The sequence below is a fragment of the Bacteroides intestinalis genome, assembly GCF_003464595.1.
Classification (GTDB): Bacteria; Bacteroidota; Bacteroidia; order Bacteroidales; family Bacteroidaceae; genus Bacteroides; species Bacteroides intestinalis_A.
In genome coordinates this window covers 1-15,267 of record NZ_QRZF01000011.1, presented here as the reverse complement: position 1 = coordinate 15,267, position 15,267 = coordinate 1, and the positions used below count along the sequence as shown (strand labels likewise).

Annotated in this window: 15 protein-coding genes and 2 pseudogenes; 3 read left to right on the top strand and 14 right to left on the bottom strand. The window is 37.6% G+C overall.

The genetic code is table 11. The annotated features are described in order from the left end of the window. Positions 1–19: 19 nt before the first annotated feature. The 6 genes from DWW10_RS15620 to DWW10_RS15595 all read right to left on the bottom strand — a co-directional run bounded on the left by DWW10_RS15620 (position 20) and on the right by DWW10_RS15595 (position 7,713). Positions 20–2,206 (bottom strand): peptidase domain-containing ABC transporter, encoded by a 2,187-nt coding sequence (locus DWW10_RS15620; RefSeq protein WP_118421779.1) that lies wholly within the window; start codon positions 2,204–2,206, stop codon positions 20–22. A 46-nt stretch (positions 2,207–2,252) separates the two neighbouring features. Further along, complete coding sequence (locus DWW10_RS15615) at positions 2,253–3,458, bottom strand: TlpA family protein disulfide reductase (protein ID WP_118421778.1); 1,206 nt, start codon at positions 3,456–3,458, stop codon at positions 2,253–2,255. Positions 3,459–3,628: 170 nt separating this feature from the next. After that, positions 3,629–3,838 (bottom strand): hypothetical protein, encoded by a 210-nt coding sequence (locus DWW10_RS15610; protein WP_022210271.1) that lies wholly within the window; start codon positions 3,836–3,838, stop codon positions 3,629–3,631. Between the two features lie 91 nt (positions 3,839–3,929). Beyond that, entirely contained in the window at positions 3,930–5,468 is a 1,539-nt protein-coding gene (locus DWW10_RS15605; protein ID WP_118421777.1) for a vitamin K epoxide reductase family protein, read from the bottom strand. Positions 5,469–5,495: 27 nt separating this feature from the next. Beyond that, on the bottom strand, positions 5,496–5,906 hold the full coding sequence (locus tag DWW10_RS15600; protein ID WP_022210273.1) for a DUF3244 domain-containing protein: 411 nt from the start codon (positions 5,904–5,906) through the stop codon (positions 5,496–5,498). Between the two features lie 70 nt (positions 5,907–5,976). Then, positions 5,977–7,713, bottom strand: a complete 1,737-nt coding sequence (locus DWW10_RS15595) for a tetratricopeptide repeat protein (protein WP_118421776.1) — start codon at positions 7,711–7,713, stop codon at positions 5,977–5,979. A 235-nt stretch (positions 7,714–7,948) separates the two neighbouring features. Between DWW10_RS15595 and DWW10_RS15590 the strand changes: the two genes are divergently transcribed. Together DWW10_RS15590 and DWW10_RS15585 are read left to right on the top strand one after the other, a co-directional pair. After that, positions 7,949–8,173: a hypothetical protein gene (locus tag DWW10_RS15590; protein ID WP_022210275.1), complete on the top strand. Its 225-nt coding sequence runs from the start codon at positions 7,949–7,951 to the stop codon at positions 8,171–8,173. A gap of 38 nt (positions 8,174–8,211) precedes the next feature. Then, entirely contained in the window at positions 8,212–8,727 is a 516-nt protein-coding gene (locus DWW10_RS15585) for an adenylate kinase (RefSeq protein ID WP_118421775.1), read from the top strand. 19 nt (positions 8,728–8,746) lie between these two features. Here DWW10_RS15585 and arsB read toward each other — a convergent pair whose 3' ends face one another. From arsB to DWW10_RS15550, 7 genes are all read right to left on the bottom strand, one after another. Then, positions 8,747–9,787, bottom strand: coding sequence for an ACR3 family arsenite efflux transporter (gene arsB / locus DWW10_RS15580; RefSeq protein WP_118421866.1), 1,041 nt, complete (start codon positions 9,785–9,787; stop codon positions 8,747–8,749). Next, positions 9,787–11,499, bottom strand: coding sequence for an arsenical pump-driving ATPase (gene arsA, locus DWW10_RS15575; RefSeq protein WP_118421865.1), 1,713 nt, complete (start codon positions 11,497–11,499; stop codon positions 9,787–9,789). Before arsA ends, arsB begins: the two co-directional genes overlap by 1 nt. Before the next feature lie 29 nt (positions 11,500–11,528). After that, a complete protein-coding gene (gene arsD / locus DWW10_RS15570) occupies positions 11,529–11,855 on the bottom strand; it encodes an arsenite efflux transporter metallochaperone ArsD (protein WP_022210279.1) in 327 nt (108 codons plus the stop codon). Between the two features lie 33 nt (positions 11,856–11,888). Next, complete coding sequence (locus DWW10_RS15565) at positions 11,889–12,596, bottom strand: aromatic aminobenezylarsenical efflux permease ArsG family transporter (RefSeq protein ID WP_118421774.1); 708 nt, start codon at positions 12,594–12,596, stop codon at positions 11,889–11,891. 7 nt (positions 12,597–12,603) lie between these two features. Then, entirely contained in the window at positions 12,604–13,041 is a 438-nt protein-coding gene (locus tag DWW10_RS15560) for a nitrophenyl compound nitroreductase subunit ArsF family protein (RefSeq protein WP_118421773.1), read from the bottom strand. Between the two features lie 9 nt (positions 13,042–13,050). Continuing rightward, positions 13,051–13,284 carry a thioredoxin family protein gene (locus DWW10_RS15555; RefSeq protein WP_022210282.1) on the bottom strand — a complete coding sequence of 78 codons (234 nt, stop codon included), beginning with the start codon at positions 13,282–13,284 and terminating at the stop codon, positions 13,051–13,053. Positions 13,285–13,365: 81 nt separating this feature from the next. Next, the gene (locus tag DWW10_RS15550; RefSeq protein WP_022210283.1) at positions 13,366–13,686 is read right to left on the bottom strand and encodes an ArsR/SmtB family transcription factor; all 321 of its coding nucleotides are present in this window, start codon (positions 13,684–13,686) and stop codon (positions 13,366–13,368) included. 464 nt (positions 13,687–14,150) lie between these two features. Here DWW10_RS15550 and DWW10_RS26480 point away from each other — a divergent pair. Next, positions 14,151–14,327: pseudogene (locus tag DWW10_RS26480) on the top strand (DUF6377 domain-containing protein); the annotation flags it as partial. 223 nt (positions 14,328–14,550) lie between these two features. Here DWW10_RS26480 and DWW10_RS15545 read toward each other — a convergent pair. Continuing rightward, positions 14,551–15,207 (bottom strand): annotated as a pseudogene (locus tag DWW10_RS15545) (DUF4919 domain-containing protein). Between the last annotated feature and the right edge of the window lie 60 nt (positions 15,208–15,267).

Here is a 15,267-nt window from a genome sequence, read left to right as displayed (position 1 = left end):
CTCTCAGACTTCCTGTTTATCAGAGTTCCAACTGGTTTTTCACTAACCTGTAATAGATACCTTTCTTTACAGTAAGTTCCTCATGTGTTCCCATCTCTGCTATATGTCCCTGTTCTATTACTACTATCCTGTCTGCATTCCTGACGGTACTCAGCCTGTGAGCTACCACTACTGATGTCCTTCCTTCGAAAAATTTCTGCAAATTCTCCATGATGATGCGCTCATTGTTAGCATCCAGTGCATTGGTAGCTTCATCGAAGAAGATGAATTCCGGATTCTTATATACGGCGCGGGCAATGAGAATACGTTGTTTTTGTCCCTGGCTCAGTCCATGCCCTTCTTGTCCTATTTTTGTGTTATATCCCAGCGGTAATTCTGCTATAAATCCATGTATGTTTGCTACTTCTGCGGCGTGGCGCAAGCGTTCTTTATCTATGTGTTCCACTCCCGGCGCAATGTTTCCCGCAATGTTATCAGAGAAGATAAACCCATCCTGCATTACGACGCCACACTGTTTCCTCCACTCCCGGATACTATAATTTTCCAACGGTGTATCTCCCAACAGTATTTGTCCGCTTGCAGGCGGATAGAACCCCAATAACAACTTTACGAGTGTTGTTTTTCCACTTCCGCTCATACCAACCACGGCTGTTTGTTTTCCTGCTTTTATCTCCAGATTGATATTATCCAGTGTCGGAAATTCGCTCAACGGGTCGTATTTAAAACTTAGATTCTCTATTCTCAAATCTTTTCCCACAGGGATTTCCCGTATCAATTGTTTTGTAGGTTCTTCTTCATCCGGCTTGTCCCGCACTTCACCCAGACGATTCATACTGAGGCGTGCATCCTGCATGTCGCGTGCGAAAGTTATCAAATCATTCACAGGACTGTTCAGTTGCCCAATGATATACTGTACGGACAGCATCATACCCAGTGTCATTTCTCCCCGTACCACAAGGCTTGCTACCAATCCCGTTATTATAATGTTCTTGGTTTGGTTTATCAATACCGCTCCCGAATCCTGATATTGTCGCAGGGCAAGGCTACGAATATTCACTTTGAACAATTGTGCCTGTATGCGTTCCCATTCCCACCGTTTTTGTTGTTCACAGGCACTCAGCTTGATTTCCTGCATACCATTTACCAGTTGTACCACTGTACTCTGATTGGCACTCTGCTGTGCAAAACGCTTGTGATCCAGTTCCGCCCGCTTCTTCATGAAAAGCCAAACATAAGCCACATAGAGCACACTGCCTCCCATGAAGATAAGGAAAATCATCCAATTATAGAGTAACAGTACAATACCGAAAACCACGATGTTGAATGTAGAAAACACTACACTCAAACTACTTCCCGTCAGGAAATTCTGAATACGTGTATGGTCGTTGATGCGTTGCAGGATATCTCCTGTCATTTTAGTGTCGAAGTATCCCATAGGGAGCTTCATTAGCTTAATAAGGAAATCTGAAATGAGGGCAATATTGATACGTGTTCCCAGATGTAACAATATCCAGCCACGAATAAATTCCACAGCACTGCTACTGAAACTCAACATGAGTTGAGCTATCAGTATTAGGTATATAAAGCTAAGGTTTTGATTATTAATTCCAAAGTCTACGATGGATTGTGTAAGAAATGGGAGCATTAGTTGTATCATGCTGCCTAAGAGCAAACCTAACAACAGTTGTCCAATCAAATTTTGATAGGGGAGAAGATATGAATATAGAAATCTAAAACCTTTACGGTCAATGGTTTCATCTTCGTCTTTCATCGCATAGAATTCGGGAGTAGGTTCCAGCAACAGTGCAATCCCTGTATCTTCTTCATTCTTTCGCGAACTTATCCAGCAACGGCTAAATTCTTCTTTGGTATATTTCAGTTTTCCCGCTCCGGGATCGGCAACCCATACTTGCTGATTGTTTATTTTGTAGACTGTAACAAAGTGCTGTTGATTCCAATGTACGATGCAAGGCAGGGGAGCTTCCAGGAGTTTGTTATAATCTACTTGCACGCATATACTCCGAAAGCCTAACTTCTCAGCAGCCTCACTGATACCCAGTATAGATACACCTTCACGGGTGATGAATGATTTTTCCCTTAACCCACCCAGTGAATAGTGCTTACCATAGTAAGCAGACACCATGCGGAGACAGGTGGGGCCACAGTCCATGACATTATGCTGGATGTAAAAAGGGAAACTTTTCATAGCTACATAATCCTAAAACATTTAGAACGCAAATGCTCTTAGAATCTCATTTTTGAATAAGACTGTCTAAAACTTGTATAAGTCTTTCTCCATGCAAATCTTTTGCAATGATACGTTGTTCTTTATCTATCAAAAAGTTTGTAGGGATTACTTTAATGTTCAACTGCCGCAATAATCTGGAGCGTTGGCCATTAGGATATGTCCCTATTAGATGCTTAAATATTTGTGTAGAATCTTCATTTATAGCTTTCTGCCAAGCTTCTCGTTTATCATCAAGAGAAACAGCATACACGGCAAAATTATTAGGGTATTTCTGTAAAGCATGTTTGATTGTTGGCATTTCTTGACGACATGGTTTGCACCAACTTGCCCAGAAATCGACTAATGTATAATCTATATCTAAATTACTTGTTGATATTTTATTTCCTTCTATATCAAAAAAAGTAAGTGCTAACTTGCTTCCTAAAGATAGATCCAGTAATTCAATTTGAAGTCTATTCTTTCTCAATTCAAAAAGTCTTTCTCCTGCATTCTTTGATTCTTCGGATATAGGAGCAAGTTTTCTATTCCCCACAGACTCCTGTAACATGAGATGATTAGGAAATTTTTTAGCTACTAATTTTGATAATGCTTTTATTTCAGGTTTTCTTTCTGGAAAATCTACTGATAATATAATATAAGCATCATGGACTATATACCCCAATTTAGCTGTTTTAAGCCTGTTCATTGATTTAATAAACCACTCGGATTTAAGATGCTCAATACTATCTTTTTTATCTTCTGAAATTAAATCTTGCAATTTCGAACGATATGCCATTCTCTCTTGCCAAAAGACGTACATGCTATTGTTAAACTCCCCTTTAACGGCTTTTTTATAGGAAAAAGACTCTCCGTCAGATTCTTCCACATTCATTATAACACATGAATCCGGTTCTATTGGAAGCGAAAAGTTAGGACCATTTTTTGAAAATAGTATTGCTGCTTCACATTCAATAGGTATATTTGCCTGCAATTCTGCTTTACATTGGCCTTTTTCAATAAATACAGAGTCAAATATAACTCTTTCATTACCAGAGAGCCACTCCTTGAAACCATATAGATAAATCCATTGGTCCTCGCTACAAACATAATTGTCTAAAAGCAAGACAATCTTAGCTCTTTTTTCACTAGGGCCAGAGTTTATATTTTGAGAAGAAAAGCCTAACATTATTGTCAATAGAGCGGCTAAGGATATGCAAATAATAGATTTCATAATGATATATTTTTAATGAGAAGAAAAGCCCAAAGTAGCAATTTATGCAAATATTTAGACATACAAAACTCCTTAATATCCTTATATATTAGCATACTTTTGGCTTTTCTTATTAGAGATTAAATTTCATAAGCAGAAAGAAACCTTAAAAACAGGCTTCTTTTTAGAATCTACTTACACACAATGCCATTTGCATCCGGGTGTTGGGCCCTTAATGTTTTTTCAGCGTCGGCAATTGAAACATTTTGTTCGATGGTTACATCAAAAGTTCCACCTAAAGCGTCATTATATGTAACATGACACTTACGACTACCACCTTTAACTGCACCCATTTGAACCTTGTTCAGTTTGAATGCTTCAAAACTACTTAAATTTTTCATGGTAATAAAAAATTAAAAGTAAATAAAAAAGTTAGCTCGGATTTTTTTAAGCTGGCTCCAAAACAGCTATTACTTCTCGAGAATAATATCTTTATGTCAATGCATATCTTAAATCTGATAGCGGATATATTTCTGGTATATAGTGTTTATTCACTATAACAGATGGAGTTTGATTTATTTTCTGTTCCCGACAATATACCTGTTGCTTCATCCACAAATCTTGTACTTTAGTTGTTATACTGTAATTGTCTGCCTCTTTAATATGTTTTGTTTCATACCACTCTCCCAAAAGTTGCATTGCCTTATTCCAGCCATCAGTGTAATAAGCTGTAATGATAATTTGCGCAACTTCCTCACCCTGTTTATCATTTGGAAATGTCAGTAATACTAATGATACCGGGATTTTTGAAGCTATTTCTTTTACATGACGGTGAATTCTTGCACAGTTCTTACAATTGGGATTTGTTACTATCATCACTCCGCTATCACCTGTATTTTGACTATGTAGTGTGATGTCCAGGCCTGCCATCTCCTTTATTTGAGGATTGAGTGTCAGTAGTTTTTGGAATATTTCCGGATTAAATAAGCCACTAAAATGCTTCTTTATAGAAATTCTCTCCTTCTCCTTATTCTGAATAGTCCTTAGTTGTATTCCAAGAATCAGACAGATGCATCCTATAGTAGCAAACGCAAAGAATGAGTAGAATGAAAAAACTATATCAAAGTAGTTTCTTAACACATAAAGAGTAATCGCATTGCCCCATACTGCTAAATTTACTAACATGCAAAGCATGCAACCTTTTTGGAGGATGAAGATCTGATAAATAATAGAATATAAAGTAAATACCACCGCAATCACACAGAAAATGATAGAAATTCCATAAAAATCATTCCATCGGGTCAAGGAAAACCAAAAAAGAACGGCAAAGTAGAGCAGAGATAATTCTCCTAATCCTACATCTGCTATACTTGACCCTTTGGAATGAAGTACTTCATTGCAGTTCACTACTTTCCCTATATGGCAAAACTGCTCCATGAATTGCCCATTTATCTGTTCTTTGTAAAGGATAGCGATAGACACAAGAATTCCAAAACTCAATGTACATAAATAGATAATAAATACAGGTACTTGATTTTGAAAAAAAGCAGTCTGGATTCCCAATATTAAGATAAAAAGTATAGCAATGATAAATTTATAACGTAGCAAATTGAAAAGGATATTTTTTATTACGCAAAAATGTTCGTTTGATGTCTTTTCAGTAGCTTCTCCGAACAAGACAGTACCTGCCCAATGCTGCAAGAACTTGTCTACCGATGTATGATGTTTTTTTCCGTCTCCATTAAGGAATTCTATGATGAAATCATCCTTTTTTGTCACTACACAAAATTGATTTCTGTCCACCTTAAGTATTGTAATGAAAGGAGCTTCCAATTGTGGAAAATAATCGTGTGACGGAAGCTGATATACTTCATTCTTTACATGAAGCACATCTAATGCATCACTGATACTTCGTATGCTATCTCCCAACGGAGTGTTGAGCAAACGATGCACAGTGCCTCTACTCACTTTTACAGATAGTGCCTGTAAATAATGATAAAGTACAATGTCGATATTATCAACTTCAGTCATGATTACTTTCGTCTATTTATCAGAATGTTATAAAGAGAAATGTCCTTCCAATGATATTTCATTAGAAATAATTTCTATCATATAATCTCCGGTATCTTTTCCGTTTAAGTCAATAGAAAAGCTTGTTGGATTGATGAACAATTCTGAAGAAACTATCTCTCCGGTAGTTTTATTAGCAATATTGATTGTAACAGTAGAGAATACTGTTTGAAAATCAATTGTTACTACCTTATTATATAAGGAAGCACATACAGGTTGGGAAATAGTACTACGAACTTTAGGGGCGTCTTCCGGACTTGTATCACCAACTTGCTCACTTGGTTCCCTGTCACCATTCTTTTGTGTGAGAACGATCACAGATTTTCCAAAAATAGACTGTGCATTAACAGAAATGCCGAAAGCTAAAAACGAAAATAAAATAAATAATACCTTTTTCATATATATCAGACTTTTGTTTTGTGCAGCCAAATTACAAAAGTCTAGACGAACAAAGTGTCTCAAAAGTGTCTCACGACCTAATTTTTTGCAAAATTTCTTCAAAATCACAATCTTGCTTAGTATCAATTCGCTTAAGTAGGGCATTTTTCTTTCGATAGAGTGTTGCTCTGGAGAGATGCAACAAGTATTCTAAATGGGAGAATGGAAATCCTATCAAACTTAAACATATCAGATGAAGTTCTTCTTTAGATAATTGATACTTTGCACAAAGCTCTGTTATGGCATTATTCCATTCCATATCCATCTCGGCTACAAACTCCTGCCATTCCTGATCGCTTAATTCTTTATCAGATGTATCTTTATCCTGATAATCTTTAATGATAGCCTGCATTTTTTCATAAAGTGGCGAGTGTAGAAAAGCCTCTTTTGCCAGAGCTTTGCGCTTCAAGACCATTTCGTCCAGTTCATCCTGTAGCTTTTTTCTTTGTTCTTCATAGACTTGATGCGAAGCTAATTCTTTTCTCAGACTTTCAATTTCCAAATCTTTTTGTACTATATCAATCTGTAGCTTGGCATAATGTTGACTTAAATCTTGATGTGCCTTTTCTATTTGTTGCTTATCCTTTTGCAATAAATAGTTTTTTCTTCGGTATCGTTTGTATAGGAAAATCGTAATTATGATAATTATTACTATTATCAGTATGAAAACACATAGGTATGTATTTAAACGCCATTTATAATATAGCTTTTGGAGCATGGTTTGCGCATCAGTTTCTGCTTTGATTATTTTATTGGTAACTATATTTCGACGAAATTTATATAAACTGTCTTTGTATGCAGAACTATTTCTTTCCAATTCCATAGATAAAGTTGCATTTCCCTGAATCATTGCTATATCTGCTAAACGCATATAAGCATCGGCCTTTTTTCCGTAGTCTTTGCTCACTAAACTTTTATTTAAATAGAATGTAGCGGAGTCATATTGCTCAGATTTATAATAGGCATCTCCTAAAATAAAAAAAGCCCTATAAGCTCGTGCAGTGTCTCTTCGCAAGGAAAGATTTAGTTTAGCATAATGCAAAGCCTTTTCTTTTTGTTTCATTCGAGTATACAAACGGCTTAGTGATGCCGATATATCGGCCTTTAATCCATTATATCCCATTTTATCTGCTGCCATAAAAGCATTCGATAGCTTCTGTTCAGCAATTGGAAAATAATCGTCTCCCTTCGATAAAGCAATAGAACCTTGCTTGGACAAAGCTTCAGCACAAAGAGTAGTATCTTTTAATTCTATGGCAATAATCTCCACCAATTGATAGATAGAGTCTGCCTTTTGATTGAAGTCCTGTATATTATATATATATCCTATATTATTATATATCAACCCTAGTTGTCTCTTTTCTTTAGATTTTTCCGTCAAAGGCGCAGCAATAAAAAATTCTCTGATAGCTTCTGCCTGCTGATTCATATCCCTATATACACATCCCCAATAATAATGTGCCTTTGCTTGCATCTTTGTATCTCCAATAGAATCATAATAGTGAACTGCTATCTGTATCAATGAATCATCCTTCTGTACAACGAAGTTTTTATCTTGCGCTTGCGTCAGCAGCAATGCATAGTATGCATTATCAGCTCGTGTAGAAAGTTTTTTAGGTGAAATGCTTTTAAGAATATTCAAGGCACTATCCGGACGCAGCTGCATAAGTGAGTCTGCCTTAAGTAATTGCTGGTTGTAGTCCTGCCGAATGGTACAAGACGATAGCAAAGACATAGCGAATAATATAATAATGACAGTATTTTTCATATTGCTTGTCGTATTTTCAATTAGATATAGTCCACTTGAAGAAGTGGTATTTCTTTATGCTACTAAGGTACAAAAAATATTCAGACGGAAGCATGGCAAACATTATAAAGAATGAAATATTATTCATAATGGTGCAAATCACTGAATCATTGACACCATTTGCCACTACCATGTAAAGTAAGCTGTTAGTAATCCGAAGAAAAGTAAAGGCTTTAAGCTGTAAACAGTAAACTCGATGATGTGCAGAAAAGTGCAGTTCATGATTGTAGTGAATTACACTTTCTTTATATTTGCGAATCATTATAAGTGTGTGAATAAAAAAACATCCAGAAAAGATGTAAATGCTTTATTTACGATCCTGAATGATAAAAATGATAAAGAGGTTAATACATTTCTGCCTATGGTTTCTGTTAAAGGATATAGAAGAGGCGAAAAAGTGTTACAGAAGATATTGGAATAAATATTCTACTCATTTTATAGAAGAAATACCTTAAACTTATGATTATTCTTATTGCAGGAGATACGCATACGGGAAAGACCTTGTTAGCACAAAAGCTATTGGAGAAATATAAATATCCCTACTTGTCAATAGATCACTTGAAGATGGGAGTCATTAGAAGTGGACAATGTAAATTGCCTGCTGATAGTAATGATGCAGAACTAACAAACTATCTGTGGCCAATCGTCAGGGAGATGATAAAAACCTGTATTGAAAATTCCCAGAATATGATTATTGAAGGATGTTATATTCCTTTTGGCTGGGAAAAGGATTTTACGGATGAATATGTAGGACAAATAAAATACGTATGCCTTATATTCAGTCAAGAGTATATAAGGCATAGTTTCCAAAATATTCTGGAATATGAAAATGTTATAGAAAAAAGGCTGTCAACAGATGTAACCTTTGAGGATGTAAGTAAAACCAATAGGTATAATTTGGAACAATGTATATCAAGAAGGTATAATTACATTTTAATAGATAAGAACTATCGAATAGATACAGATGATATATAAGTCTCCCTGAGCTCACTCATCATTCAGGAAACCACTTTTGGGTATTATTTGCTATCCGTACCAGCATAAGCATTACCGGAACCTCCACAAGTACACCCACAACAGTGGCCAATGCAGCACCAGATTGTAAGCCAAAAAGAGAGATAGCCACAGCCACAGCCAGTTCAAAGAAATTACTTGCGCCGATCATTCCGGCCGGAGCAGCAACATTGTGAGGTAATTTCCACCATTTTGCCCATCCGTAAGCTACAAAGAAAATCAGGACTGTTTGCAGGACAAGCGGGACGGCTATCAAAAGAATATGTAAGGGGTTATTCAATATTGTTTCTCCTTGAAAAGAGAACAGGATAATAAGTGTCAAAAGTAATCCTCCGACCGTATAGTTATCAAATTTACGGATAAATACATGGTTGAAGTATTCTATCCCTTTTTGCCTGATAACCCATGTCCGTGTTATCACTCCCGCAGAAAGCGGAATGACAACGAACAACAATACTGACAGAAACAGTGTATCCCACGGAATTGTGACACCGCCGACACCTAATAATAAGGCAACAATAGGAGCAAAAGCAACTAATATTATCAAGTCGTTTACAGCTACCTGAACCAGCGTGTAGGCGGCGTCACCTTTCGTTAAGTGACTCCATACAAAGACCATCGCCGTACAAGGAGCTGCACCAAGCAAGACCGCACCTGCCAGATATTCCTTAGCCAAATCTTCGGGTATAAATACCTTGAAGATGACATAAAAGAATAGATAGGCTATTCCAAACATCGTAAAAGGCTTTATAAGCCAGTTCGTAACGCAAGTAACGATTATTCCTTTAGGGCGTTTACCCACATTCTTAACGCTTTGAAAATCTACTTTCAGCATCATAGGATAGATCATCAACCATATTAGAATTGCCACGGGTATAGAAACATTGGCGTATTCAAATTGGCTCAAGGTTTGCGGTATTGCCGGAAGCCATTGTCCCGCGGCAATTCCGGCAATAATACACAAGGCAACCCATAGGGTAAGATATCGTTCAAAAAATCCAATTCCTTGCTTCTTTTCCATTATATGTTTCTCCATTCTATCAGGGCTGTATTTCCCTGTGATAATTGTTCTACTTTCTTGATCCAAACTAATTCGTTTTGCGCTTTCGCTTTTAGGAACGAATTTTGAGTATCTGTCAATGAGAGGCAAGCATTTACCACCCACCATTTATTGTTTATCCCGGCACGTTGTAAATCCATTTGAAGGCGTTCCGCTTCAAAGACAGGGGTTGCTTCGGGTAAAGTAACAATCACTACTTCCGTCTCCTTTGAATTACGCAGGCGAGGTAACAGGTTGGCTACTGCTCCCGTGACTTCTCCTTGGGTACGCTCAACCTCTTTATGATAACTTTGAGTGGCGTCCAAAAGCAATAAAGTATGCCCTGTTGGTGCGGTATCAATCACAACAATCTCGGTTTCAGCCTTATCCACAATCTCGGCAAAAGCTTTGAATACTGCAATCTCTTGTGTGCAGGGAGAACGTAAATCTTCCTCTATGTACTCCATGTCTTCAGCAGTGACTGCTTCGGCTGCTTTGTTGCGGACTTCGTTTTTGTACTTCTCTAAAACCTCCGCTTCATCAATCCGGCTTACCGTGATACCGGCTTTTATGGCAAGTTCATAATTCAGATGGTTTGCCGGATCGGTAGTTGTCAAATGCACTTTGGCGCCGAGCTTGGTTAATTTTAAAGCAATCTCAGTAGCTAATGTAGTTTTGCCTACACCACCTTTCCCCATTGTGAAAATAACCCTTTTGCCAGATGTATAAAGATCGTCCACCATCTCGTCCACACCTTTGGGGGATGCCACAGGTTTATAATTTACTTCACTGGAAAGGCTGTCGCTATACAGCATCCGCCGGATATTCGCTATACTGGATAAATTGTATGACCGTAAGGGAACATGATACAACGGATAACCGGATAGTTCCGCAGGCATACTTTGCAGGGCTTTCTGTTGCCTCTCATGCAGCTGACTGGAAACGCTGTCGTTTTTATCCAACTGTTGCAAGACACCGTTTATTATTAGTATCTGATTTTTAATTCCTAATAATTGCAGTTCATGAGAAGAACGGGCAGCTTCTTTCAATGGCGCGGTTTCAGGACGGCTCACCAGCATTAGCCGGGTTGCGCCCGTATCGGAAAGTGTTTCAACAGCCTTTTTGTATATTTCTTTTCGTTCTTCCAATCCTGACAGCTGACCTAAACAAGATGCGCCATGGGTACTTTCACTGATGAATGTGCTCCACGCTGATGGTAGTTGCAACATCCGTAAAGTATGCCCTGTGGGGGCAGTATCAAAGATTATATGGTCGAACTCTGATTGCTTTTGAACATCGGTAATGAAGTCCGAGAACTCATTGAAAGCGGCAATCTCAACCGTACATGATCCTGACAGTTGTTCTTCCATGTTTTGGATCACGCTTTCAGGCAACTTTCCTCTGAAAGGTGCGATCACCCTTTCCCGATATTCTGCCGCTGCTTGTTCAGGATCAAGATTGACAACCGTCAGCCCCGGAATTTCTGCAATCTCTGAACCGTGTCCGTTAAGCGATTGGTTGAAGACGTCCTGCAAGTTGGAAGCAGGGTCGGTACTGATAAGAAGTATTTTCTTGCCCTTGTCTGCTAATCCCACAGCCGTAGCGCAAGCGATAGATGTTTTTCCAACCCCTCCTTTTCCTGTGAAAAAGAGATATTTTGTAAGGTCAATGTCTGATAAATTAAATGCTTTCATTGTGCTGTAATGCTTTTTTGTTTCAAATATCATTTTGTGGGCATGAAGTCTAAATTTATGCCGGTCCATTCACTCATCTGCCGGGTGGTGGGGTAGGTTTTAGATACCGCCACTTCACCATCCACCAGGGTGATGGGTAATGCTTCCGCACCGTGTTTCTGAAGATAATTGTTTACGGTCTGATTGCTAACATATATCTGGGGCTCGTCCCTCAGATTATGACGGATAACTGTTACCCCTTGTCTTTTTAATGTTTCTATAGCGACAGCAATCCGCATTAATTCAGGATTGATGTTTGTTCCGCACAAACCCGTAGGACAACACATTGCCGGGTCGAAAATTTCTATCTTTTTCATCTTTACTGTTGATTTTGATTGTTAAAACTTACTTTATAGATAATACATGACTGCATAATAAATCCCCACCGCAATAAAGAGGATGGCGACCACTTTACGAAACCATTTTTCGAATACTTGTATTCTGTTATAAAGCTTGCCTAATCCGGCAACACTATATGCCAATACCCAAGCTACGAGGATAACAGGTAATCCGGTTGCAATCGCATAAACCACTGGCAAAAGATAGCCGCCTGTTTCTGCTGCCGACATTGGCATAAGCATACCGAAATAGAATATTCCACTTGTAGGGCAGAAAGCAAGGGAAAATAAGATTCCTAAGAATAGTGCACCCCAGCTTCCTTTTGTTTTTCTCTTCAGATTATTCCCGCTAAAGTTAATTTTAGGTAAATTGAGCTTGATGATGTCGAGCATATAAACACCAATCACTATTAATAGCGGGGCAGTTAGCATTTCTCCATACTTGCTTACAGCCTTTTGTACGGAAAACATACTTGCACCTTCGCGGAGAATGGGAATAAGGATAAACCCAAGAATCGTATAAGTAATTATTCGGCCTAAAGTATAAAGCAAACCATTAATAAATATCCGGTGATGGTTTTCAATATCCTTGCCGATAAATCCTATCGCCGTTATATTGGTAGCTAACGGGCATGGGCTTATAGCTGTTAATATTCCAAGTATAAAAGCTGTTATGGCAGGAATGGAAGTATTGTCTAATATTGATTGAAGAAAGTCCATTGATATCTTATTTTAGCAATTCATCAATTTTATCTTTTATGCCGTTCTTAAATTTGTCGGGATGACTTTTTGCATTGGCAAAACTAAACTCTGTCATATTATTGACCTTCTCCTGACCGCTCTTCCATCTATTTACAAACAAGGATGACCATGTCACTTCGTACTTATCTGCAATCGGCCCATTCTTCTTTTGAGAAATATCAATTATCCTATAGACGATTCTTCCCGATGCTATTTCCTTTGAATAAAGATTGTCTAAAAGTGCTTTTGTGTTAGTTTCAATAGCCCGGCAGGTTATGCATCGTTGTGCTCCATGAAAATAAAGCACTTCCACACGGTCATTCTGCATAGCTTCGCTATTTGCTGTTTCTGTTTTCTCTTTGCCTCCGTTTCCGCAGGAAACTAAAATAACACCTGCAATAAATACATGGAATAACTTTTTCATGGCATGTAATTATTGGGTTAGTAATTCTTTTACTTCTTTCAATGACAACCGTTTACCTGCCGAAACGACTTTCCCGTCTATAACCAAAGCCGGAAGACTTAATATATTATACTCGATGATTTTCAATAAATCTTCCTCTTTTACCAAAGTGGCATCACTTCCTAATTCTGCAATAGCTTGTTGGGTGGTTTCGTACAAAGTTTTGCAACTGGGGCAACCTGTACCTAATACTTTAATTTCCATTATCAGATAGCTTTTAAATGAATAATATGTACAATCGTGGTTCGTAGAACAACGAACATTATTTATAAAAAAAGGTGCTGTTTATTCACAGCACGAAGTACATTTACATTCACCGAAGAATCCGGTAAACAACTTACGGGCAAGTTCCCAGTTTTCACGGTTAATGCAATACTTGACTTTCGGCGTTTCTATTTCACCTTGAATCAGTCCGGCATCTTTTAGTTCTTTCAGGTGTTGAGAAACTGTCGCCTTGGCTATTGGCAGTTCTTCGTGAATGTCTCCGAAGTAGCAACTTTCCTGTCTGGCTAAAAAATTGAGGATAGCCATTCTTGCAGGGTGTCCCAGTGCTTTTGCAAAGCGAGCTATTTGTTCCTGCTCTGTGGTGTACTGTTTGTTTTTCACTTTATATCTCCTTTTTTTGTTTGTTGTTCGCAAAACAACGAACAATATTTGAAACGACAAAATAAATACGATTATTTTTTAGATTAATTAAATGAATGTTTGCCTTGTGGGGATTTTCATAGCAGAAAAGTAGCTATGGGAAAACTGGTTTGTAGTACTTTTCTTCCTAAAATGATATGTATCTTATCTCTCCGTTTTTAAAGAATATACTTACTTACATGTACATGTCAGCACTGTCTACATGTATATGTTATCCTTATTTAGATGCACATGTTGATATTACTAACATGCACATGTAAGTATCTCCATTCTTTAAAGAAGTATCGCCTTTACTTTAAAGATATTGTGATTTAAGTGCTATCCGCATGGGATTCTATCAAATTTTACTTATTTTTTCATAGAACTTCTTGTAGAAGTAACCTTTAACCAATCGAAACTCAGATGAAGAAAATAGTCACATCCTTATATCTATTGAACTGTGTATCTTCGCCTTTATCCGTTACAGTGTGAAGGTTGCCCAATTCCTGCGCTATTCTGTGACTATCATTTATAATTACCGTGCCAAAGTTCGTAATAAAGTTGCGGGTGACCGTGATCAACTGGAACAGGAAGTAATGAAAATAGGTAAGTCGAGAGACTAAAACCACACTTTTAAGGCATATAAGTGTCTTTTTCACGCTTATATTTTCACTACTTTTTGGGAACAATGCATCTTTTTAATGATGTTGATTATTAGTGTTTTATCTCTTATAAAACGCCTAAAGATGCTACTTTTTCACTCTTTTCCCCCTTATTGCTTCCTCTTATCAGATATATTTGCATTGTTCCTTCACAGAGAGGACAAATGCATGTGAATCTATATTTTTATTTGAATAAATCTTTCATATAGTCCAGTGAGCGGCTGATATCGAAGTAGATTTGAGTGCCCTCATAGTATGGACTACTTTCAAATTCCATCAGGTCGCACTTGTTCACCAATGATTGTTGCTTCAGGCCTTCTACTTTGAAGACATTGTTTAATATCTGATATTCATCATTGACGCTGATGACTTTAAATGCTGTATCTTCGCTTGTGCCATCTCAACTGGAGATGATGGCAGAGGACAGTTTTATGTATTTATCTATATAAGCCTGAACTTCTTCTTCTCTTTGCAGCTCACTCGCCAGATTCACGGCATAAATGAGTAATTTAAGAGATACAGGATTCTTTTTCCGGCATTCTTTTAATAGGGTATAGGCTTCTTCCCATTTCTTTTCTTCCATTAGCGTCTCAAGCTCTTTCCAAAGTTCCATACTCCCTTTGTATTTTGGGGTGAAAGAATGACCGTAGTAGATTAGCGCGTAATCGTTTAAGGATAATAAGCTATCATTAGCTTCAAAGCGTTCAATCAGCTGTTGGTAATCATCCGACTGGTTTTCCACATACTTTTTAATAGTAGCATAGTTTACTTCGATATTCTCTTGCGGGAATACACATACAGAGAGTAGAAGAAGATTGATGAGTAACAGTGTTCTTTTCATGGCATTATTATTTTTCTGATTATCCGTTTATGCACCTGTTATATTCGCAATTACTAGTCT